This window comes from Bradyrhizobium genomosp. III, from assembly GCF_000261705.1.
Classification (GTDB): domain Bacteria; phylum Pseudomonadota; class Alphaproteobacteria; order Rhizobiales; family Xanthobacteraceae; genus Bradyrhizobium; species Bradyrhizobium ottawaense.
Map to the genome: position 1 here is coordinate 1 of NZ_AJQF01000444.1, position 22,491 is coordinate 22,491.

The window sequence follows — 22,491 nt, forward strand, 5'->3', positions numbered from 1 at the left end:
GGCGATGCGCTCCAGCAGACGCCGGATCTCGCGGTTCTGCTCGCCCTGGCCGTCGGCCCATTCGCGGATCATCTGCTGCTCGGTGCGCATATGCGAGACCAGCGCCTGGATGGCTTCGGCAAGGCTCGCCATCGCCGCCGTGGTGCCGCGGCTGGCGCTGCCTTCCTCGAGCACGGAGCGTAAGCGTTCGACCGCGGCCTGGAGCTCGCCGCTGGCGACCCCGCCGCCGCCGGAAGCGACCGCGACCTCGCCGCTGCCATATTCGCGCACGGTGGTGGCGAGCCAGTCTTCGAGGTCGGTGTAAAAGCGGTTCTGCGCCTGGCTCGATTGCAAATCGAGGAAGCCGAGGATCAGCGATCCCGCAAGGCCGAACAGCGAGCTGGAGAACGAGATGCCCATGCCGCCGAGCGGGGCGGCGAGGCCCTCCTTCAGCGTGTCGAACAGTGCGCCGGAATCGCCGCCGACCTTGAGCCCGTCGATCACCTTGCCGACCGAGCCGACCGTCTCGATCAGGCCCCAGAAGGTGCCGAGCAGGCCGAGGAAGACCAGAAGGCCGGTCATGTAGCGCGAGATGTCACGGGCTTCATCCAGGCGCGTCGCGATCGAATCGAGCAAATGCCGCATGGTGGTCTGGGTGATCGACATTCGCCCGGAGCGCTCGCCGCCGAGGATCGCCGCCATCGGCGCCAGCAGTTTCGGGTGCCGGGCCGGCGCCAGGCCGGGATCGGCGATGCGGAAATTGTTGACCCAGGAGACCTCGGGGTAGAGCCGGATGACCTGGCGGAAGGCCAGGATGATGCCGATGAACAGCACGCCGCCGATCAGGGCATTGAGGCCGGGATTGGCGAAGAAGGCCTGGATGATCTGCTTGTAGAGCACCACGCTGACCAGCGTGCACAGCACCAGGAAGACCAGCATCCGCACCAGGAAGACGCTGGGTGAGGACAGCTTTGTATACTCAATATCCATGGTGGAGCGGGGCGAGGCGCCTGACGGCATGGCCGGTATCATCCATTCCAAAAGCTTGCTTGCGGCGCGCACTATGGCACAGCGCCGGCCCAAAAAAAGCGCCGGATGCGCCGATTTCGGGGACAGCTGGGGGAACCCGCACCGGAAGCGGCGCTTTGATAAGCTGGTGTCTGCAGAGATTCGCCATTCGGGGGGCGCATGAGCGTCGTTTCCGCGATCATCGGGACTGCCGAACGCGTGCCGCTGCCGGACGTCGTGATCCGCGCCGCGATCCAGCGCCTGTGCTCCCGCAGCGCAACCCGCCTCGCCGCGCATGATGCGCCCGCCGATGCCGCTTTCGCAGGCCGGATGATGCTGCGGCCGATCGCCGAAAACGCGGAGGCCGGGCGTGAGGACGTGCCCGCGGCGTTCTTCGCCGAAATGCTCGGCCCCAGCCGCAAATATTCCTGCTGCTTCTACAAGACCGATGCGACCACCTTGCAGGAGGCGGAGGAGGAGGCGCTGCGCCAGACGGTCGAGCATGCCGGCCTCGCCGACGGCCAGACCATCCTCGAGCTCGGCTGCGGCTGGGGCTCGCTGTCGCTGTGGATGGCGCGGCAGTTTCCGCACGCCAGGGTGACGGCGGTGTCGACCTCGCAGGCGCAGCGCGCTCATGTCGAGGAGGAGGCGCGGCGGCGCGGCTTGCTGAACCTGCGCGTGGTCACGGCGGACATGAACGTGTTCGCGCCCGACGGCCAGTTCGACCGCATCGTCTCGGTCGAGATGTTCGAGCAGATGATGAACTGGCGCAAGCTGATGACGCGCCTGCGGTCATGGCTCGCCCCCGACGGGCGCTTCTTCATGCAGATCGTCACCCATCGCTCCGGCTCCCAGCTGTTCGACCGGCTCGACCGCGAGGACTGGATCGCCCAGCACGTCTTCACCGGCGGGCTGATGCCGAGCCATCACCTCGTCAGGCAATTCCACGACATCTTCACGGTCGAGAAGGAATGGTGCTGGAGCGGCGCGCATTATCAGCGCACCGCCAACGACTGGCTCGCCAATTTCGACGCGCACCGGGATGCGATCGAGGCGGCCTTGCGCAACGTCTACGGCGCGGAGACGCACCTGTGGATGCGGCGCTGGCGCTGGTTCTTGCTCGCGACAGCGGGCCTGTTCGGCTACGCCGCCGGCAGCGAATGGGGCATCAGCCGCTACCGGATGAAGGCGGCGTAGCGCGCGGCCACTCGAAAGAATTTGTTAAGTGTCTTTCGTTGCCCAAACGGCACACGCCGCGTGCTTTCTTTGTAGGAACATGTGGCAATTGTTGTCTGAACGTTTCCGCTCGCCTATCGTCGTGGTTGTCCCTCGTGGACGACACGACAAGAAATCCGCACCCTCGAACGGCGCGGACGCAATTGGAATGAGCATGCGCGAATGCATCGGGGCTGCCTCAACCCGACCACACCACGATGATTCGCTGCACAGGAGTCCGAATCGGACGCAGCGCTCTCCATCCAGTAACCTCCGGACCCGAATGCTTCGCTTGCAGCTGGCGAGCGCGGCAGCGGCGGCGCTGATAGCGCTGTCCCCCGGTCTGCTTCGGCCCAAAGCTGGACCGGAACGACAAGCAGCGACTGGACGGTCGGGAGCAACTGGTCCGGTGGCGCGGTCCCAATCGCGGGCAACCTCGTCAACATCAATACGACGTCGCCAAACCCGACGATCCTCGGCGTAGGCGGTGCTGCTGCCGGCGCGACAGGTCGACTGACCGTCGGCAATACGACCGGATCATTCGGCAACCTGACAATTCAGAACGGCAGCACGCTGACGACCAGTGGCGCGACGATTGCGATTGGAGTCGCAGGCGGAAGCAACGGCACCGTCACCGTCAGCGGGGCCGGATCACAATGGACTACATCCGGCGCTCAGATCGAAATCGGCGCCAGTGGCAATGGTACACTCAACATCGAGAACGGCGCCAGAGTTTTCGCCCAAGCAGGAGTGTTGCTCGGAAGCTTCGCCGCCGGCACGGGCACGCTCAATATCGACGGCGGCAGCACGCTCGAGACGACCATCCTGTCTCGCCCCGGTGGGGGAGGAACTGGCCAGGTCAATTTCAATAATGCCATCCTGCGCGCCCGAATAAACAGCGTCGGCTTCATCTCCGCATTCGTGCCGGGAAGCCTCAATATCGCCGCGGGCGGTCTGACTGTCGACACGCAGGCCTTCACTGTAAGCGCGAACAGCGGCTTTTCCGGCGTTGGCGGAATGACCAAGACTGGCGCGGGCACCTTCAATCTCCGCGCCGCCAATACCTATACCGGTGCTACGGTGATCCAGGCCGGCACGCTTGCGCTCGCCAGTAGTGGCTCGGTTGCCGCGTCAAGCCGGGTCGTCGCAAACGGAACCTTCAGCGTCTCGGGCATCACGGCCGCCGGCACGAGCATTCAAAGCCTGGCCGGAACTGGCGCCGTCGCGCTTGGCGCGAAGAACCTCACCATCACCAACGCGAACGATCAGTTCGCCGGTGTGATCGGTGGCACCGGCGGTCTGACGCTCACCGGCGGCATCCAGACGCTGGCGGGAGCCAATACTTACAACGGCGCGACGACTGTGAACGGCGGTACTCTCCGCGCCGGAGCCACAAACACATTCAGCGCGGCCTCGGCCATCACGGTCGCCGCCGGCGGCACGCTCGACCTCGCCGGCTTCAATCAGACGCTCGCCTCGCTCGGCAATGCCGGCACGGTCACCCTCGGTGGTGCGCCGGGAACGACGCTGACAGTGACCGGCAATTATCTCGGCAATGGCGGAATCGTGGAGCTCAACAGCCGGCTCGGCGGCGACAGCTCGCCGACCGACCTGCTGCGGGTGCACGGAAGCACGTCGGGCGCGTCGTCGCTGCGTGTCACCAATGTCGGCGGCGCCGGTGCGCAGACCACCGAAGGCATCAAGGTGATCGACGTGGTCGGAGCGTCCAACGGCAGTTTTTCGCTTCTGGGCAGCTACGTCTTTCACGGCGAACAGGCCGTGGTCGGCGGCGCCTATGCCTATACATTGCAGAAGAACGGCATCGCCACTCCCGGCGACGGCGATTGGTACCTGCGCTCGAGCCTGCTCAATCCGCCGGTGGCGACGCCGCCCGGTCCGCTCTATCAGCCGGGCGTTCCGCTTTACGAGAACTACGCGCAGGTGATGCTCGGCATCAACGATCTGCCGACGCTGCAGCAGCGCGTCGGCAACCGCTATTGGGGCGGCAGCGATGCGATGGCGCGCGCCGGCGCCGCGCCGGTGCCGGGCGTGGCTTCGCCGGCGCCCACGGCGTTCTGGGGCCGCATCGAAGGCGGGCATTCCGACTTGCAGCCCTCCAACACCACCGGCTCGACCTATAAGGCCGATCATTTGAAGGTGCAGACGGGACTCGATGGCCTCGTGCTCGAGAACGAGCGGGGCCAGTTGTTCGTCGGCCTCACCGCGCAATATGGCCTGACCACCGCCAATGTCGCCTCGTTCTTCGGCAATGGTCGTATCCGCGTCGAGGGAACGGGGGTGGGCAGCACGCTCACCTGGTATGGCGACAACGGCTTCTATGTCGACGGTCAGGCGCAGTCGATGTTCTACCGCAGCGATCTGTCGTCCGTGCTGGCCGGCAGCCTGATCCACGGCAATGAAGGGTTCGGCTATGCCTTCAGCGCCGAAACCGGCAAGCGGATCGGCATTGGCCGTGGCTGGTCACTGACGCCTCAGGCGCAGCTCTCCTATTCGAAGGTCGCTTTCGACAGCTTTGCCGATCGGTTCGGCGCGCCGGTGTCGTTGCGCGATGCTGACAGCCTGCTCGGCCGCGCCGGCCTTGCCCTCAACCATCAGAGGACCTGGAACGACGGCACGGGTATCGTGCGTTCCGATGTCTACGGCATTGCCAATCTGCGTTACGAGTTCCTCGGCGGCACCAATGTGGACGTGGCAGGTACCGGATTTGCAAATGCGCAAGATCGGCTGTGGGGTAGCATCGGCGGTGGCGGCAGCTACAGCTGGGCCAACGGGCGCTACACCATCTTCGGCGAGGGCACCTACAATACGAGCCTCAACAACAGCGCGGACAACCGCCATTACAGGGGTAGCGGAGGTTTTCGCGTCACCTGGTGATTCATGCGATGTCGCAGGGAATTTGCGTAGTCCGAGGAACCGTGTGCTTTGAGCGCACACTGCAGTCCGTAACGTTTCGTTGCGATGTTCCGCCGCAGCACGCCGCGATGGAACCTGTCTCACAATCAGGTGAGTCCATAAAAGCTGCATAAGTTCAACAGGATACATTGTGTGACAATGAGCCGCCTGCAGCATGCGTTGCATCGCAGCAGGTGCATTCTATTTTGACGGTATCAGCCGCACGGAATCGCCCAGAACGGGCCGCGCGCGGAGCGTGATCAGTTTCAACAACATCGGGGCACTTAACTTCATGTCAGGACTTCGCGCGCGATCGGCATGCGTTGCAATGATGCTCGCGGCCTTGGCGCCGCTGCTTGGTGCTTGCGACGAATCCAGCTCCGCCGTGTCTGCCGCTCCGCCCGCCTATCCGGACGTCAGCATCGTCATCGTCAAGCCGCAGCCGCGCGCCGTGGTCCGGGAATTGCCCGGCCGCATCGCGCCGACGCGCGTCTCCGACGTGCGGCCGCGCGTCTCCGGCATCGTGGTCGAGCGCCTGTTCCGCCAGGGCAGTGAGGTGAAGGCCGGCGATCCGCTCTACCGCATCGATCCGCGCCCGTTCGAGGTCGAGGTGCTGGCGAACGAGGCGGCGCTCGCCAAGGCCGAGGCCGCTGCGATGCAGGCGCACCAGCAGGCACGCCGCGTCGCTGCGCTCACCAAGGACCGCGCCGCCCCGGAAGCCGAGAACGAAAAGGCGATCGCGGCCGAGCGTCAGGCCCATGCCGAGGTCGAGGGACGCAAGGCGGAACTCTCGCGTGCCAAGCTCAATCTCGACTATGCCACCGTGCGCGCGCCGATCGACGGCGTCGTCGGTGCGGCTCTCGTCAGCGAGGGTGCGCTCGCCGTGCAGAACGAGACCAATCTCGCCACCATCCAGCAGCTCGATCCGATCTATGCCGACTTCACCCAGTCGGTGAACGAGCTCAACCAGCTCCGCCGTGCCTTCGAGACCGGCGACCTCGAGCGCATCGCCTCCGATGCCGCCAAGGTGCATCTGGTGCTCGACGACAACACGCTTTATTCGCTCGACGGCAAGCTACTGTTCTCCGATGCCAAGGTCGATGCCCACACCGGGCAGGTGACATTGCGCGGCGAATTCCCCAATCCCAAGCGCGAACTGCTGCCGGGCATGTATGTCCGCGTCCGCATCGACCAGGGTCTCGATAGCGACGCGATCGCGGTGCCGCAGCAGGCGATCCAGCGCAATGGCGGCGGCGGCAGCGAGGTGTTCGTCGTCAAGGACGACAACCACATCGCGGTGCAGCCGGTGCGCACCGGTTCGGTGCAGGACGGCATCTGGTTCGTCACCGAAGGCCTGAAGGCCGGCGACAAGGTCGTGGTCGAAGGCTTCCAGAAGTTCGCCGCCGGCGACAAGGTCAAGCCGCAATCCTGGTCGGAGGCGGACGCGACCGCGGACAACCGGCACGCCCAGAAGCTCACGCGGTAACGCGCCATGGCGAGTTTCTTCATCGACAGGCCAATCTTTGCCTGGGTGGTCGCGCTGTTCATCTGCTTGATCGGCGCGATTGCCGTGCCGCTGCTGCCGATCGCGCAATATCCGATCATCGCGCCGCCCTCGATCTCGATCTCGACCAGCTATCCCGGCGCTTCGCCCGAAAACCTCTACAACAGCGTCACGCGCCTGATCGAGGAGGAGCTCAACGGCGCCTCCGGCATTCTCAATTTCGAATCGACCAGCGACTCGCTCGGCCAGGTCGAGATCATCGCCAATTTCGTGCCCGGCACCGATACCAGCGCGGCCTCGGTCGAGGTGCAGAACCGCATCAAGCGGGTCGAGGCGCGCCTGCCGCGCGCGGTGATTCAGCAGGGTATCCTGATCGAGGAAGCCTCGAGCGCGGTGCTCCAGATCATCACGCTGAATTCGACCGACGGCAGCCTCGACGAGGTCGGGCTCGGCGACTTCATGATCCGCAACGTGCTCGGCGAAGTCCGCCGCATCCCCGGCGTCGGCCGCGCCACGCTCTATTCGACCGAGCGCTCGCTTCGCGTCTGGGTCGATCCGGCCAAGCTCGTCGGCTACGGGCTCACCGCCGACGACGTCAACAAGGCGATTGCCGCGCAGAACGCGCAGGTCGCCTCGGGCAGCATCGGCGCCGAGCCCTCGACGTCGAGCCAACGCACTTCCTCGCTGGTGCTGGTCAAGGGCCAGCTCTCTTCCCCGGATGAATTCGGCGCCATCATCCTGCGCGCCAATGCCGACGGCTCGACCGTGCGCCTGCGCGACGTCGCACGTATCGAGGTCGGCGGCCTCAGCTACCAGTTCAACACGCGCCTGAACGGCAAGCCGACCGCCGGTCTCTCGGTGCTGATGTCGCCGACCGGCAATGCGCTGGCGACCGCGAGCGCGGTCGAAGAGAAGATGAAGGAGCTGTCGCGGTTCTTCCCGGCCAACATCTCCTACGAGATTCCCTACAACATCACGCCCGTGGTCGAGGCCTCGATCAAGAAGGTGCTGATGACGCTGGTCGAAGCCGTGGTGCTGGTGTTCGTGGTGATGTTCCTGTTTCTGCAGAACATTCGCTACACCATCATCCCGACCATCGTGGTGCCGGTGGCGCTTCTCGGCGCCTGCACCACGCTGCTGCTCGCCGGCTATTCCATCAACATGCTCTCGATGTTCGGCATGGTGCTCGCGGTCGGCATCCTCGTCGACGACGCCATCGTCGTGGTCGAGAACGTCGAGCGCATCATGGCCGAGGAAGGCCTGTCGCCGAAGGAAGCGACACGCAAGGCGATGTCGCAGATCACGGGCGCCATCATCGGCATCACGCTGGTGCTGATGGCGGTGTTCGTGCCGATGGCGTTCTTCCCGGGATCGGTCGGCATCATCTACCGCCAGTTCTCGGTCACCATGGTCGCGGCGATCGGCTTCTCCGCCTTCCTCGCGCTCTCGCTGACGCCGGCGCTGTGCGCGACGCTGCTCAAGCCCATTGCCAGGGGGCATGGCCATTCGACCAACTTCGTGTTCAGCCGGTTCAATCATATGCTCGAGGCCTGCCGGTTGCGCTACGCGCGCACCGTCGGCTTCTCGCTGAAGCGGACCGGCCGGCTGATGCTGGTCTATGTCGCGCTGCTCGTCGGCCTGTCCTGGGCCTTCGTCAGCCTGCCGGGCGGCTTCCTGCCGATCGACGACCAGGGCTTCGTCACCACCGACGTGCAGACGCCGTCGGATTCGTCCTATCCCCGCACCGAGGCCGTGATCGAGAAGGTCGAGAAATATCTCGCCGAACGGCCGGGCGTGAAAGATGTCACCTTCCTCACCGGCTTCAGCTTCTCCGGCCAGGGCATGAACACCGCGCAGGCCTTCATCACGCTGAAGGACTGGTCGGAGCGTGGACCGAAGGATTCCGCCGCATCGATCGTCAACGACATCAATCGCGATCTGGGGGCGTCGATCCGCGATGCCAAAATCTCCGCGCTGCAGCCGCCGCCGATCGACAATCTCGGCAATTCGTCGGGCTTCTCGTTCCGCCTCCAGGACCGCGGACAGAAGGGCTATCCGGCCTTGATGCGCGCCGCCGATCAGTTGATCGCGGAAGCCAACGCCAGTTCCGTGCTTCAGAAGGTCTATGTCGAGGGCCTGCCGGAGGCCGGGGTGGTCAATCTCATGATCGACCGCGAGAAGGCCGGCGCCTTCGGCGTCACCTTCGAGGACATCAACAACACGATCTCGACCAATCTTGGCTCGAACTACATCAACGACTTCCCGAACCGCGGCCGCATGCAGCGCGTCGTGGTGCAGGCCGACGCCCGCGACCGCATGCGGACCGAGGACATTCTCAACTACAACGTCAAGAACAGCCGCGGCCAGTTGGTGCCGTTCTCGTCCTTCGCCACGGTGGAATGGGCGCGAGGCCCGACCCAGATCGCAGGCTTCAACTATTATCCGGCGGTGCGCATCTCCGGCGAGGCCAAGCCCGGCTTCACCTCGGGTGATGCGATCGCCGAGATGGAGCGCCTTGCCGGCCGGCTGCCGCGCGGCTTCGGTTACGAATGGACCGGCCAGTCGCTCCAGGAGAAGCTGTCGGGCTCGCAGGCGCCGTTCCTGCTCGGTCTGTCGGTGTTCGTGGTGTTCCTGTGCCTCGCCGCGCTCTACGAGAGCTGGACCATTCCGCTCGCAGTTCTGCTCACCGTGCCGCTCGGCATCGTCGGCGCGGTGATCGCGGCCATGCTGCGCGGCCTGCCCAACGACGTCTATTTCACCGTCGGCCTGATCACCATCATCGGCCTTGCGGCAAAGGACGCGATCCTGATCATCGAATTCGCCAAGGATCTGCGCAAAGAAGGCAAGCCGCTGGTGGAAGCCACCATCGAGGCCTGCCGCCTGCGCTTCCGCCCGATCCTGATGACGGGCCTCGCCTTCATCTGCGGCGTGCTGCCGATGGCCATCGCGCACGGTGCCGGCGGCGCCAGCCAGCAGGCGCTCGGCAGCATCGTGATGGGCGGCATGATCGCGGTGGTGATTCTGGCGCTCTTGATGGTGCCGGTGTTCTTCGTCTCGGTGCAGCGCGTGCTGGCGGGGGATCGGGAGCCGAAGGCGGCGAAGCAAGGCGAGCCGTACGGCCCGCCGGCGCCGGTCAAGTCATAAGGCAAACTGTCATGCCCAGCCTGGTGCGCAATTGCGCACGGGGGCGGGGCATCCAGTACGCGGCGGCTTCTCCGGATCCCACTAGCGTCTCAGCGGAGTGATTGGCTCGCGCGTCTACTGCTACGCCGGCTTCCGCAAAATCTTCACCAATTCCCCGTGCACGTACTCATTCCCGCACACCACGTGCCCGGTGATCAGCGCATCGCCGGGCGTCGCGATATCGCTCACCGTTCCCCCCGCTTCGCGCACCATCAGCATGCCGGCGGCGATGTCCCAGGATTGCAAATTGCGCTCCCAATAGCCGTCGAGGCGACCGGCGGCGACGAAGGCGAGGTCGAGCGAGGCGGCGCCGAAGCGGCGCAGGCCCGCGACGCGGTCCTGGATCGCGGTCATCTCGCGGCGGAATTCCTCGTGATCGCCGCGGCCGATATGGGGCAGGCCGCAGGCCACCACGCATTCGTTGAGCTGGCGGCGGCCGGCGACGCGCAGGCGCTGGTCGTTGAGGAAGGCGCCCTTGCCGCGCTCGGCGATGTAGAGCTCGTCATTGGCGGGATTGTAGATCACGCCCGCAATGATCGTACCCTCGCGCACGAGGCCGATCGAGATCGCGAATTGCGGGATGCCGTGCAGGAAGTTGGTGGTGCCGTCGAGCGGATCGACGATCCAGGTGTGGCTCTTGTCGGAGCCCTCGCGGGTGCCACCCTCCTCGCCGATGAAGCCGTAGCCGGGCCGCGCCTTGGCGAGGTCCTGGTAGAGAATCTCCTCGGCACGCTTGTCGGCGAGCGAGACGAAATTGGCCGGCCCCTTCAGCGAGACCTGCAGATGCTCGATCTCGCCGAGATCGCGCTTGAGGCTGCGGCCGGCGCGCCGCGCGGCTTTGACCATGACGTTGATAGTGGCGGAATACAGCATGAGCTCTGGTCTTGATCGGGGGAAAGGGCGGGAAATCGCGCCTGTTTGGGGATTGGGTGCCCTGCAAGGGCCCTCAGGTCAAGTCATTGCGTCAAGTCATTTGGTCCCGAGCCATTTTTTGGCGGCGGCCTCCGCCTTGGTCCGGTCCTCGGCGGGCAGGTCGGATAATTGCTTGTCGAGCTCCGGGTCGCCCTTGCCGGCGGTTTTGGCCACCAGGTGCCATTTGAAGCCCTCGACCTTGTCTACGGACGTGCCCACGCCGTTGATCAGCACCCACGCCAGCCGGTTCTGCGCGATCGCGCTGCCCTGGCGGGAGGCCTTGCGGAGCAGGGCGACGGCAGCCGGCTGGTTCTTCGGCGTGCCGGTGCCGTTGAACATGGCGATGGCATATTCGACCTCGGCGTCGACATTGTCGGCGAGGGAGGCGGCCTGGAGCAGCCGCACCGAGCGTTCCGGGTCCTTCGGCACGCCGGTGCCTTCCTTGTAGAAGGTTGCCAGCGCGTATTGCGCCTCGGGCAGGCCTGCATCGGCGGCCTGGCGCAGCAGTTCAGCGGAGCGCTTCACGTCCTGCGGCAGGGTCTGGCCGTCGAGATAGAGCAGAGCGAGGTTATAGGCCGCCCTGGGCTCGCCGAGCTTGGCGGCGGACGCCATCAGCTTGACCGCCTCGCTCTTGTCGATCGGGCCGCCGCGGCCCGAAATGCGCAGCATGGAGAGCGCGAACATCGCCTCGCGGTCGCCGGCATCGGCCGCGCGCTTGTACCATTCGGCTGCCTTGGCGTAGTCGCGCCGCATGCCCATGGCATTGGAATAGAGCTCGCCGAGCATGGTCATCGCCTTGGGATCACCGGCTTGCGCGCGGGCGGTGGCCAGGTCGAACGCGGTCTTGTACTGGCCGCGCTGATAGGCGCCGAACACCAGATCGACATTGGAATTGTCGCTGGAAGGCGCGGGGATCACGGTCGCCGGCTTGGGCGAGGAGGTCGGCTTGGGCGAAGCTGACGGCTTCGGCGCCGGCGCGGCTTCCTTCTTCTTGGTGATCGCGTGCGGCTTGGGCTTTTGCTTCTCGGCAGGCGCGCTCGGCGTCGCAGCCGGCGGGGTGATCTGGAGCTGCGCGGCTGCGGGCACTGTGAGCAGCAGCGTGGCCAGCATGGTGATGCAGGGAAGCTTCATGTTGGGCGCTAGCCGTGCTCCTGGCTCGCAGGATTTTGGCTGGCCGTCGCCGTCGCATGGGCTTTCTTGATCGCAGCGTCGACCTCGATCAGCGCGGCCTTGGGCCCGCGCGGATCGGCCCAGATGAACTCGCCGACCAGGACGAAATCGGCGCCACTGGCAGCAAAGTCGTGGGCTTCCTGCAGCGACATGGCAAAGCCGACGCAGGGTGGCTCGAACAGCTCGGCCCACCAGTCGAGCCGTTCCGCGATCGCTTGCGCCGAGGGGCGCTGGCCTTTCGCATCGGGCTCGCCGAACAGCACGTAATCCGCTCCCATCTCGCCCGCATCCATGGAATGGTGCCGCGTCGTCAGCCCGCCAACACCGGCGATGCGATCTGGCTTGAGCGATGGCAGTGCCTCTTTCAGCGCGGCGATGCCGGGGAGGTGCGCGCCGTCGGCGCCGCCGCGCGCGACCAGCTCGGCATGGTCCTCGACGAGCAGGGCGGCGCCCGCTTTCTGCACCGGCGGCGCGAGCGCCTTGATGCGCGAGATCATGGTGCGCTGGTCGGTCTCCTTCAGCCGCAGCAGCACGGCTGCGACGTCGGCGGCGGCGAGCAGGCCCGGCAGCTCGGCGACGAGCGCAACGGGATCATCGACGACGGGCGTCGCGAGATAGAGGCGCGGCGCCGGGCGCGGCGGAGGCGGTTTGTTCGACAAGATCTAGGCTGCCTTCTTTTCCAGGCTGTTTTGCCATTCGCCCTTGGAGGCGAGGCCGTTCATGCGCGCGCGATGGCTGAAGGCGCGCTGGCCGGCCGCGACGTTCTCGGCCTTGCCGGACCAGGCCTTCAGCGGCGCGGCCTGCAGGGCGCGGCCGTAGGAGAAGGTCAGGCCCCAGGGCAGCGGGCCGAGCTTGTGCATGGCGTTGAGATGCGCGGTCGCCTCCTCGTCCGACTGGCCGCCGGAGAGGAAGGCGATGCCGGGCACCGCCGCGGGCACGCAGGCCCTGAGCAGCCGGACCGTCTTTTCCGCGACCTCCTCGACGGAGGCCTGCTTCGGTGACTTCTTGCCGGATATCGCCATGTTGGGCTTGAGCACCATGCCTTCGAGCGCGACGCGCTGCACGCGCAATTCCTGAAACGTCTTGTTGAGCACGCGGGTGGTCACCTCATAGCAGCGGTCGATGTCGTGATCACCGTCCATCAACACCTCGGGCTCGACGATCGGCACGATCTGTGCGGCCTGGCACAGCGCGGCATAGCGCGCCAGCGCATGGGCGTTGACGCTGATCGCGGTCATCGAGGGGATGCCGCTGCCGATGTCGATCACCGCGCGCCATTTTGCGAAGCGCGCGCCGCGCTCATAGTACTTCTTCAGCCGTTCGGCGAGCCTGTCGAGCCCGACCGTCACGAGCTCGCCCGGGCACATCGGCAGGGCCTGCGTGCCTTCGTCCACCTTGATGCCGGGAATGGCGCCGCTCTGTTCGATCAGCTTCACCAGCGGCGTGCCGTCCTTGGCATCCTGCCAGATCGTCTCGTCATAGAGGATCACGCCGGAAATATACTGGCTCATGGCCTCCGTGGAGCGGAACAGCATCTCGCGATAGTCGCGGCGGTTGTCTTCGGTCGAGTCCACGCCGATCGCGTCAAAACGCTTCTTGATGGTGCCCGAGGATTCGTCGGCGGCGAGGATTCCCTTGCCTGATACGACCATGGCGGTCGCGATTCTGTTGAGCTCAGTCAGATTCATCGAGAGGTCCTCCCAAAACGATTCTGCCCTTGCCCGTGAAAATAGACCGTTCTCGGGCAATTGCCGAGTTAACGTTCGTCGCAGGGGTAAGGGGCTTTCCGTCATTCCGGGATGCGCCGAAAGGCGCAGGCCCGGAATCCATAACCCCAGGCTGTGGTTATGGATTCCGGGCCCACGCGGAGCCTGTCATCGTGCCGCGCATTCGCGCGGACCCGTTGGCGTGTCCCGGAATGACCCGGGAATAGGCTCGAGGGGATTACGCGACCTTCGGATCCAGCTCGCCCTTGGCGTAGCGCTTGGCCATCTCGGCGGTGGTCAGGACCTTCTTGATCTTGGAGGCCTGGCCTGCGGTGTTGAACTCCTGGAGCCGCTGCTTGCACAGCTTGGTCATGGCTTCCATCGCCGGCTTCAGATATTTGCGCGGATCGAACTCTTCCGGATTGTCCTTGAGCACTTTCCGGATCTGGCCGGTCATGGCCATGCGGTTGTCGGTGTCGATGTTGATCTTGCGCACGCCGTTCTTGATGCCGCGCTGGATCTCGGACACCGGCACGCCCCAGGTCGGCTTCATCTTGCCGCCATTGGCGTTGATGATCTCCTGCAGGTCCTGGGGCACCGAGGAGGAGCCGTGCATCACCAGATGCGTGTTCGGCAGCTTGCGGTGGATCTCCTCGATCACGTTCATGGCGAGGATGTCGCCGTCCGGCTTGCGGGTGAACTTGTAGGCGCCGTGCGAGGTCCCCATCGCGATCGCGAGCGCGTCGACCCTGGTCTCCTGGACGAACTTCACGGCCTCGTCCGGATTGGTCAGGAGCTGGTCGTGGCTGAGCTTGCCCTCGGCGCCGTGGCCGTCTTCCTTGTCGCCCATGCCGGTCTCGAGCGAGCCGAGCACGCCGAGCTCGCCTTCCACCGAAATGCCGCCGAGATGGGCCATGTCGGTCACGGTCTTGGTGACGCCGACATTGTAGCCCCAATCGCCGGGGGTCTTGCCGTCGGCCTTGAGCGAGCCGTCCATCATCACCGAGGTGAAGCCGGCCTGGATCGCGGTCATGCAGGTCGCCGGCTCGTTGCCGTGGTCGAGATGCACGCAGACCGGAATGTGCGGATAGATTTCGGTCACCGCGTCCATCATGTGCTTGAGCATGACGTCATTGGCGTAGGAGCGCGCACCGCGCGAGGCCTGGATGATGACGGGCGCGTCGACCTGGTTGGCCGCGTCCATGATCGCCAGCGCCTGCTCCATATTGTTGATGTTGAAGGCCGGTACGCCGTAATCGTTCTCTGCCGCGTGGTCGAGCAATTGACGTAACGTGATCCGAGCCATCTGTCTTTTTCTCCCGTTGGGGCCTTGCGGGGCCGCTGATTACTCGCCGATCTGGCTTACTTGACGCGCAAAACCTCGACGCCGGGCAGAGGCTTGCCTTCCATCCATTCGAGGAACGCGCCACCGGCGGTCGAGACATAGGTGAAGTCACCGGCCACATGGGCCTGGTTGAGCGCAGCGACGGTGTCGCCGCCGCCCGCGATCGAGATCAGCTTTTTCGCCTTGGTGCGCTCGGCGGCGTGCCGGGCGGCCGCGACCGTGCCGCGATCGAACGGCTGCATCTCGAAGGCGCCGAGCGGGCCGTTCCAGACCAAGGTCGCCGCGTCGTCGATCGCGGCGTGGACGCGGGCGATCGATTGCGGCCCGACGTCGAGGATCATGCCGTCGGCCGGGATCGCATCGAGCCCATAGGCGTGCGACGGCGCGTTGGCCGCGAAATGATAGGCGACGGTGGCGTCGACCGGCAGGATGATGGCGCAGTTGGCGGCTTCCGCCTTCTCCATGATACGCAGCGCGGTCGGCGCGAGATCCTTCTCGGCCAGCGACTTGCCGACGCCGACGCCCTGGGCGTGCAGGAAGGTGTTGGCCATGCCGCCGCCGATCACGAGCGCGTCGACCTTGCTCACGAGATTCTCAAGCAGGTCGATCTTGGTCGAGACTTTTGCGCCGCCGATGATGGCGATGACAGGCTTGGTCGGCGAGCCCAGCGCCTTCTCCAGCGCATCTAACTCGGCCTGCATGGTGCGGCCGGCATAGGCGGGCAGCTTGTGGCCGAGGCCTTCGGTCGTGGCGTGGGCGCGGTGCGCCGCCGAGAACGCGTCATTGACCCAGATGTCGCCGAGCTTCGCCAGCTCCGCGACGAAGGCCGGATCGTTCTTTTCCTCTTCCTTGTGGAAGCGGGTATTTTCCAGACACAGGATGTCGCCGTCGTTCAGGCCAGCGACGGCCTTGGCCGCGGGCTCGCCGATGCAGTCGTCGGCGAAAGCGACCGGCTTCTTCACCACCTTCGACAGCGCTTCAGCGACAGGCTTGAGCGAATCCTTGACGTCGCGCCCCTTCGGCCGGCCGAAATGCGCGAGCAGGATGACCTTGCCGCCCTTGTCCGAGATTTCCGTGATGGTCGGCGCGACGCGCTCGAGCCGGGTCGTGTCGCTGACGCGGCCATTGTCCATGGGCACGTTGAGGTCGACGCGCAACAGCACGCGCTTGCCCTTCACATCGACGTCGTCGAGGGTGCGGAATTTGTTGGTCATCTCTCTTGTCCCGGGCGCAGCGCAGCGCGGAGCGATGCGCTGCAGAACCGGGACCCACATGACAGCGAGTCCCGCAATTGAATGGGTCCCGGCTCTGCGGAGCAGCGCTTAGCGCTGCGCCGCGTCCGGGACACGAGACCTTGCTTAGATCACCTTCGCGATCGCGACGGCGGTGTCCGCCATGCGGTTCGAGAAGCCCCACTCGTTGTCGTACCAGGACATCACGCGCACCAGCGTGCCGTTCTGCACCTTGGTCTGGTCCTCGTGGAAGGTCGAGGAGTGCGGGTCGTGGTTGAAGTCGATCGAGACGTTCGGCGCGGTGGTGTAGCCGAGGATGCCCTTGAGCTGCTGCTCGCTGGCGCGCTTCATCGCCGCGTTGATCTCCTTGGCGTCGGTGGCGCGCTTGGCGATGATCTTGAGGTCGACGACCGAGACGTTCGGGGTCGGCACGCGGATCGCGACGCCGTCGAGCTTGCCCTTGAGCTCCGGCAGCACGAGGCCGATCGCCTTCGCAGCACCCGTCGATGTCGGGATCATCGACATCGCCGCCGCGCGGCCGCGATAGAGATCCTTGTGCATCGTATCGAGCGTCGGCTGGTCGCCGGTATAGGCGTGGATCGTGGTCATGAAGCCGGTCTCGATGCCGACGAGATCGTTCAGCACCTTGGCGACCGGCGCCAGGCAGTTGGTTGTGCAGGAGCCGTTCGAGATGACCAGGTGCTCCTTGGTCAGCGTCTCGTGGTTGACGCCGTAGACGATGGTGGCGTCGGCGCCGTCGGCGGGCGCGGAGACCAGCACGCGCTTGGCGCCGGCGGTCAGATGCGCGGACGCCTTGTCCTTCGAGGTGAAGATGCCGGTGCATTCCATCGCGATGTCGACGCCGAGATCCTTCCACGGCAGCTTCGAGGGATCGCGCTCGGCGGTCACCTTGATCTTGCCGCCACCGAGATTGATCGAGTCGCCGTCGACGGTCACGGTGCCGGGGAAGCGGCCATGGACGCTGTCGAAACGAAGCAGATGGGCGTTGGTCTCGACCGGACCGAGATCGTTGATGCCGACGACCTCGATGTCCTTGCGGCCGGACTCGGCGATGGCCCGCAGGATGTTGCGGCCGATGCGGCCAAAACCGTTAATTCCGACGCGGACTGCCATGTTTCGTCTCCTTCAATGACCGTTGTCATCCCGCACAACGCGCTATGCGCGCCTGCGAGGGTTTTTTAGGGGCGGGCGCCCGGTTCGGCCGGGCGGTGCTTGATCATATGAGAGACTACGTAGTCCTTTTTTGCGGCAAGCTCAACTCTCAGGAAACGCGCTTCAGCACAGCGTTAACCGCGGCCTCGGCGGTAATGCCGAAATGCTTGTAAAGCTCCTTTGCAGGGCCGCTTTCGCCGAAGGAATGCATGCCGATGAATTCGCCATCCTGGCCGATCACGGCATCCCAGCCCCAACGCACGGCGGCCTCGATCGCGACCTTGACCGGCGCGTTGCCGATGATGGCGGCGCGCTTGGCCTCTGGTTGCGCTAACAACAGCTCGAGCGAGGGAACGGAGACAACGCGCGACGCGATGCCGCGTTCCGCGAGCTGCTTCTGGGCGGCGACCGCGATTTCGACCTCGGAGCCGGAGGCGAACAGCGTCGCCTTGGCTTCGCCCTGGGCTGCGACCAGCTCGTAGGCGCCCTGTGCGCAAGGGTTGTCGTTCGGCACGGTGGAGCGCAGCTGCGGCAGGTTCTGGCGCGTCAGCGCCAGCACGGTCGGGCCGTCGATGCGGTTGAGCGCAAGCTCCCAGCACTCGGCGACCTCAATGGAATCGCAGGGACGGAACACGCGCATGTTGGGAATGGCGCGAAGCGCGGCGAGATGCTCGACCGGCTGGTGGGTCGGGCCGTCTTCGCCGAGGCCGATGGAATCGTGCGTCATCACGTAGACGACGCCCGAGCCCATCAGCGCGGCAAGGCGCATCGCAGGACGTGCATAGTCGGTGAACACCAGGAAGGTCGCGCCGTTCGGCGCGAAGCCGCCATGCAGGAAAATGCCGTTCATCGCCGCGGCCATGCCGTGCTCGCGAATGCCGTAATGGATGAAGCGGCCCTTCGGCGTCTTGGCCGAGAACGCGGTCGCCGATTTCGCCTTGTTGTTGTTGGAGCCGGTGAGATCGGCCGAGCCGGCCAGGAATTCCATCGGCATCGCGCCGGCGATGACCTCGATCACGGCTTCCGAGGATTTGCGGGTCGCCGCGGTCATCGGCTTTTCCAGCAATTCCTTCTTGTATGCGCGCACGGCCTTTGCGAGCGAGGCGGGACGTTCATGGCGCAGGCGCCGCTCGAATTCTGCGCGCTTGCGGCTGCCGAGCTCGCCGAGCCGGCCCTCCCATTCCTGGCGCGCCGCGGCGCCGCGGCTGCCGGCGTCACGCCACGCCTTCAGCACGTCGTCGGCGACCGCGAACGGCTCGAGCGAGATGCCGAGATTTTCCTTGGCGGCCTTGAGCTCCTCGGCCCCTAACGCCTCGCCATGCACCTTCGAGGTGCCCTGCTTGTGCGGCGCGCCGAAACCGATGGTGGTGCGGCAGGCGATCAGCGTCGGCTTGCCGGATTTCTTCGCGCGCGTGATAGCGTCGGCGATCGCCGCCTGATCGTGACCGTCGATTCTCTCGGCGGCCCAGCCCGCCGACTTGAAGCGCTTCACCTGGTCGACGGAATCGGAGATCGAGGTCGGGCCGTCGATCGAGATGCCGTTGTCGTCGTAGAGCACGATCATCTTGTTGAGCTTCCAGTGCCCGGCCATCGCGATCGCTTCCTGCGACACGCCTTCCATCAGGTCGCCGTCGGAGGCGAGCACATAGGTGTGGTGATCGACGATCTTCTTGCCGAACTCGGCAGCGAGCATCTTCTCGGCGAGCGCCATGCCGACCGCGGTCGAGATGCCCTGGCCGAGCGGGCCGGTCGTGGTCTCGATACCCCTGGTGCGGAAATTCTCGGGGTGCCCCGGGGTCAGCGAGTCGACCTGGCGGAACTGCTTGATCTGGTCCAGCGTCATCTCGGAATTGCCGGTCAAATACAGCAGCGAATAGAGCAGCATCGAGCCGTGGCCGGCCGAGAGCACGAAGCGGTCGCGGTCGGGCCAGGCGGGCGCGGCGGCGTCGAATTTCAGGAATTGCGTGAACAGCACCGTGGCGATGTCGGCGGCACCCATCGGCAGGCCGGGATGACCCGATTTCGCCTTCTCGACGGCGTCCATCGAAAGGCCGCGGATCGCGTTGGCCATACGGGTGTGATCGACCTGCGTCATGTCTGAAATCCGTCTGAAATGAGGCGCTTGGAGGCGGTGTACGCCCGCGCGGGAGGAGCCTGGCGGCCACTGAAGGTCGGGGCTGGGATAGCATCTCGGTTCCGGGAGTCCAAGGCAGTCAAACGCCGATTCGGCCGTAAAAGTTGCCTGCGGCACGCTGCGAAAGTGGCGGCTCCGTTTCGATGCCATCGCGCGGGCAGGAACCCATGGGTCGGGATGATCCGCGCCTGATCTAGCAGTGCATAGTTTCGCGGCGGCGTTGCGCTCGGCTAGCTTGCCACGTAAATTTCTGCTTCTAACCGCTTGCCGAACCGAGTCTTTTGCCGGACGGCACGCCCCAGGAAAAGGCCACTGGGCAAGGGCCATAGGTTCCGCCGCTGACTACATGAACGATCGCGTGTCCAACAGTTCCGCCATGACGGAGTCCTCCGCGGTCGAGATCGAGATCGCGACCCGCAGGCTGATGTCGGCGCTCGACGCGCTCGAAAGCGCGGTCGAGCGGCGGCGCGACGCCGATCGCGACGAGAACGAGCTTGCGGCGCGAATCCAGGCGCTCGGCGCGGACCGCTCGCGGCTCGCCGACGAGCTCGACGGCGCGCTGGTGAAGGCGCGCAAGCTCGAGCGCACCAATCGCGAGATTTCCGATCGGCTGGATTCCGCGATCGTCACGATACGCTCGGTGCTCGATACCGGAGAGGACGGATGAGCCACATCAACGTCACCATCAATGGCCGGCAATACCGCATGGCCTGCGAGGAGGGCCAGGAGGTGCGGCTGCTCAAACTCGCGGAAAGCCTGGAGACGCGGATCCAATCGCTGCGCGGAAAATTCGGCGAGATCGGCGATGCGCGCCTCACCGTGATGGCGGCGCTGACCGTCTGCGACGAGCTGGTCGATGCCGGCAACCGTGTCCGCACCATGGAGCAGGAGCTGACCGAGCTCAGGGACTTCCGCAACGCCGCGGTCGAGCGCGCCAGGATGACGCAGACCGCCGTGGTGAATGCCCTGAACGCGGCGGCCGAACGCATCGAGAAGTCGACCCAGGTCCTGAACCGGACCGTCGGCAACGGGATTGCGATCGGCTGACGTTCACCCTCCCCTGGAGGGGGAGGGTCGATCGCGCGCAGCGCGAGCGGGGTGGGGTGATCTCTCCACACGAACACTGTTTGAGGGTGGAGGGACCGTCACCCCACCCCGTCTCACATTTCGCTTCGCTCAATGTGAGCCGACCCTCCTCCTCCAGGGGAGGGTAAGAAGCGCGCCGCGGAAGCGAGGCTGCTCGTTGGGCTGGCGATTCGTCAGTATCGTTGTTACATTGCCCGGGCGAGGCTGCGACGCGCGTCAGGAGCCATATATCCCCGGGGCCTTATCGATCCTTTAGGGAACTGTCCCTGGCCGGGCCCGTGGGCCCGGACATATGGTGCCCACCTACTTTCGTAGGGAACTCCGGGATCGAGTGCTTCAACGGCGTACGCGGCTTCGCACTTTTGTTTGCTTGGTTTGTGCCTGTTGAAACGACTGCGGCCAGTCAACAGGTGTCATGCCCCGGCTTGGCGGGGCATCCAGTACGCCGCGGCCTTTGTGTGAATCACTGCCGCCTCTGGAATACTGGATCACCGCATTCGCGGGTGATGACGTGGGGGACCAAAGCGCATGCCCAACTCCAAAGCCGAGCTCCGCGCCAAAGCCCTCGCGGCGCGCGACGCGCTGAGCGAGAAGAAGCGCAGCGCTGCCGCCGCAAAGCTCGCCAAGCGCGGACTGCCGTTCGATCTCTTGCCCGGCAGCATCGTCTCCGGCTATTCGCCGATCCGCAGCGAGATCGATCCCATGCCGCTGCTGAACAAGCTCGCCGAGCAGGGCGCAAAGCTGGCGCTGCCTTGCGTCACCGCGCGCGGCCAGTCGCTGATCTTCCGCATCTTCCACCCGAACGATCGCCTGATGCTCGGCCCGCTCGGCATTCCCGAGCCGTCGCCGGCCGCAAGCGAAGTCATCCCGGATGTCATGCTGACGCCGCTGGCGGCGTTCGATCGCCTCGGCCATCGCATCGGCTATGGCGCGGGGCATTACGACTTCACCTTCGCGCATTTGCGCAAGGCCAAGAGTATCGTCGGCATCGGGCTCGCTTTTGCAGCGCAGGAGATCAAGGCGGTTCCGGCACTATCCCACGACGTCGCGCTGGATTATGTGCTAACGGAATCGGACGTGTTCGATTTCCGGAGTTCTGAAGTTGCGCATTCTCTTCGTGGGTGATGTCGTCGGCCGTAGCGGCCGCAACGCCATCGCCGAATATCTGCCCGGCATGGTCAAGGACTGGTCGCTCGATTTCGTCGTCGTCAACGGCGAGAATTCCGCGGGCGGCTTCGGCATCACGGAAGCGATCTATCAGGAGTTTCTCGACGCCGGTGCCGACGCGGTCACGCTCGGCAACCATTCCTGGGACCAGCGTGAAGCCCTGGTGTTCATCGAGCGTGCCGAGCGCCTGATCCGGCCCGCGAACTATCCGCGCGGCACGCCCGGCCGCGGCGCAGCCCTGGTCGAAACCAAGAACGGCAAGCATGCGCTCGTCGTCAACGCCTTGGGCCGCGTCTTCATGACCCCGTTCGACGATCCCTTCGCGGCGCTGGAGCGTGAGCTCGGCGCCTGTCCGCTCGGCGTCGCTGCGGACGCCATCGTCGTCGACTTCCATTGCGAGGCAAGCAGCGAGAAGCAGGGCATCGGCTTCTTTTGCGACGGCCGCGCCAGCCTCGTCGTCGGCACGCACACCCACGTGCCGACCGCCGACCACCAGATCCTCGCGGGCGGTACCGCCTACATGACCGATGCCGGCATGACCGGCGACTACGATTCCATCATCGGCATGCAGAAGGAAGAGCCGCTGCGCAGGTTCACGTCGGGGATTCCGTCGGGACGATTCGAGCCGGCCGCGGGCGCGGCGACGCTGAGCGGCGTCGCCGTGGAGACGGATGATGTCACCGGCCTCGCGCTGAAGATCGCGCCAGTGCGCGTCGGCGGAAGGCTGGAGCCGGCGACGCCGAAGTTCTGGTTGAGCTGAGTAG

17 protein-coding genes and 1 other RNA gene are annotated in these 22,491 nt (G+C 65.4%); 9 read left to right on the forward strand and 9 right to left on the reverse strand.

What is annotated here, in order from left to right; genetic code table 11:
• Nucleotides 1-999: hypothetical protein (locus IC66_RS0135105; protein WP_049806717.1), on the reverse strand; the 999-nt coding region annotated here is incomplete at its 3' end.
• Nucleotides 1,000-1,167: 168 nt separating this feature from the next.
• On the opposite strand from IC66_RS0135105, the gene IC66_RS0135115 reads away from it, so the two are divergent.
• From IC66_RS0135115 to IC66_RS0135130, 4 genes are all read left to right on the forward strand, one after another.
• Nucleotides 1,168-2,184, forward strand: coding sequence for an SAM-dependent methyltransferase (locus IC66_RS0135115; RefSeq protein ID WP_028142036.1), 1,017 nt, complete (start codon nt 1,168-1,170; stop codon nt 2,182-2,184).
• 618 nt (nt 2,185-2,802) lie between these two features.
• Complete coding sequence (locus IC66_RS0135120; protein ID WP_440588120.1) at nt 2,803-5,097, forward strand: autotransporter family protein; 2,295 nt, start codon at nt 2,803-2,805, stop codon at nt 5,095-5,097.
• A gap of 310 nt (nt 5,098-5,407) precedes the next feature.
• A complete protein-coding gene (locus IC66_RS0135125; protein WP_085968065.1) occupies nt 5,408-6,601 on the forward strand; it encodes an efflux RND transporter periplasmic adaptor subunit in 1,194 nt (397 codons plus the stop codon).
• 6 nt (nt 6,602-6,607) lie between these two features.
• On the forward strand, nt 6,608-9,763 hold the full coding sequence (locus IC66_RS0135130; RefSeq protein ID WP_038950775.1) for a multidrug efflux RND transporter permease subunit: 3,156 nt from the start codon (nt 6,608-6,610) through the stop codon (nt 9,761-9,763).
• Nucleotides 9,764-9,883: 120 nt separating this feature from the next.
• Here the strand turns inward: IC66_RS0135130 and IC66_RS0135135 are convergent, their stop codons facing one another.
• From IC66_RS0135135 to tkt, 8 genes are all read right to left on the reverse strand, one after another.
• Nucleotides 9,884-10,675 carry an inositol monophosphatase family protein gene (locus tag IC66_RS0135135; RefSeq protein WP_038950776.1) on the reverse strand — a complete coding sequence of 264 codons (792 nt, stop codon included), beginning with the start codon at nt 10,673-10,675 and terminating at the stop codon, nt 9,884-9,886.
• A 96-nt stretch (nt 10,676-10,771) separates the two neighbouring features.
• Nucleotides 10,772-11,845, reverse strand: a complete 1,074-nt coding sequence (locus IC66_RS0135140) for a tetratricopeptide repeat protein (protein WP_038950777.1) — start codon at nt 11,843-11,845, stop codon at nt 10,772-10,774.
• A gap of 8 nt (nt 11,846-11,853) precedes the next feature.
• Nucleotides 11,854-12,543: a thiamine phosphate synthase gene (locus tag IC66_RS0135145; RefSeq protein ID WP_038950778.1), complete on the reverse strand. Its 690-nt coding sequence runs from the start codon at nt 12,541-12,543 to the stop codon at nt 11,854-11,856.
• 3 nt (nt 12,544-12,546) lie between these two features.
• A complete protein-coding gene (locus IC66_RS0135150) occupies nt 12,547-13,572 on the reverse strand; it encodes a class I fructose-bisphosphate aldolase (protein WP_038950779.1) in 1,026 nt (341 codons plus the stop codon).
• Nucleotides 13,573-13,828: 256 nt separating this feature from the next.
• Nucleotides 13,829-14,896: a class II fructose-bisphosphate aldolase gene (gene fba / locus IC66_RS0135155; RefSeq protein ID WP_018318707.1), complete on the reverse strand. Its 1,068-nt coding sequence runs from the start codon at nt 14,894-14,896 to the stop codon at nt 13,829-13,831.
• Nucleotides 14,897-14,952: 56 nt separating this feature from the next.
• Nucleotides 14,953-16,149, reverse strand: a complete 1,197-nt coding sequence (locus tag IC66_RS0135160) for a phosphoglycerate kinase (protein ID WP_038950780.1) — start codon at nt 16,147-16,149, stop codon at nt 14,953-14,955.
• 144 nt (nt 16,150-16,293) lie between these two features.
• Nucleotides 16,294-17,301 (reverse strand): type I glyceraldehyde-3-phosphate dehydrogenase, encoded by a 1,008-nt coding sequence (gap, locus tag IC66_RS0135165; protein ID WP_028142027.1) that lies wholly within the window; start codon nt 17,299-17,301, stop codon nt 16,294-16,296.
• Nucleotides 17,302-17,449: 148 nt separating this feature from the next.
• Nucleotides 17,450-19,435 (reverse strand): transketolase, encoded by a 1,986-nt coding sequence (tkt, locus tag IC66_RS0135170; protein ID WP_028142026.1) that lies wholly within the window; start codon nt 19,433-19,435, stop codon nt 17,450-17,452.
• Between the two features lie 385 nt (nt 19,436-19,820).
• Here tkt and IC66_RS0135175 point away from each other — a divergent pair, with 385 nt between their 5' ends.
• From IC66_RS0135175 to IC66_RS0135190, 5 genes are all read left to right on the forward strand, one after another.
• Nucleotides 19,821-20,141: a DUF4164 domain-containing protein gene (locus IC66_RS0135175; protein ID WP_028142025.1), complete on the forward strand. Its 321-nt coding sequence runs from the start codon at nt 19,821-19,823 to the stop codon at nt 20,139-20,141.
• Nucleotides 20,138-20,521 (forward strand): cell division protein ZapA, encoded by a 384-nt coding sequence (locus IC66_RS0135180; protein WP_018318702.1) that lies wholly within the window; start codon nt 20,138-20,140, stop codon nt 20,519-20,521. The genes IC66_RS0135175 and IC66_RS0135180 overlap by 4 nt, the downstream gene beginning before the upstream one ends.
• A 237-nt stretch (nt 20,522-20,758) precedes the next feature.
• A non-coding RNA gene (ssrS, locus tag IC66_RS42995) (6S RNA) lies at nt 20,759-20,919 on the forward strand.
• 169 nt (nt 20,920-21,088) lie between these two features.
• Nucleotides 21,089-21,685: a 5-formyltetrahydrofolate cyclo-ligase gene (locus IC66_RS0135185; protein ID WP_038950781.1), complete on the forward strand. Its 597-nt coding sequence runs from the start codon at nt 21,089-21,091 to the stop codon at nt 21,683-21,685.
• Complete coding sequence (locus IC66_RS0135190) at nt 21,663-22,487, forward strand: TIGR00282 family metallophosphoesterase (RefSeq protein WP_038950782.1); 825 nt, start codon at nt 21,663-21,665, stop codon at nt 22,485-22,487. The genes IC66_RS0135185 and IC66_RS0135190 overlap by 23 nt, the downstream gene beginning before the upstream one ends.
• Nucleotides 22,488-22,491 lie beyond the last annotated feature (4 nt).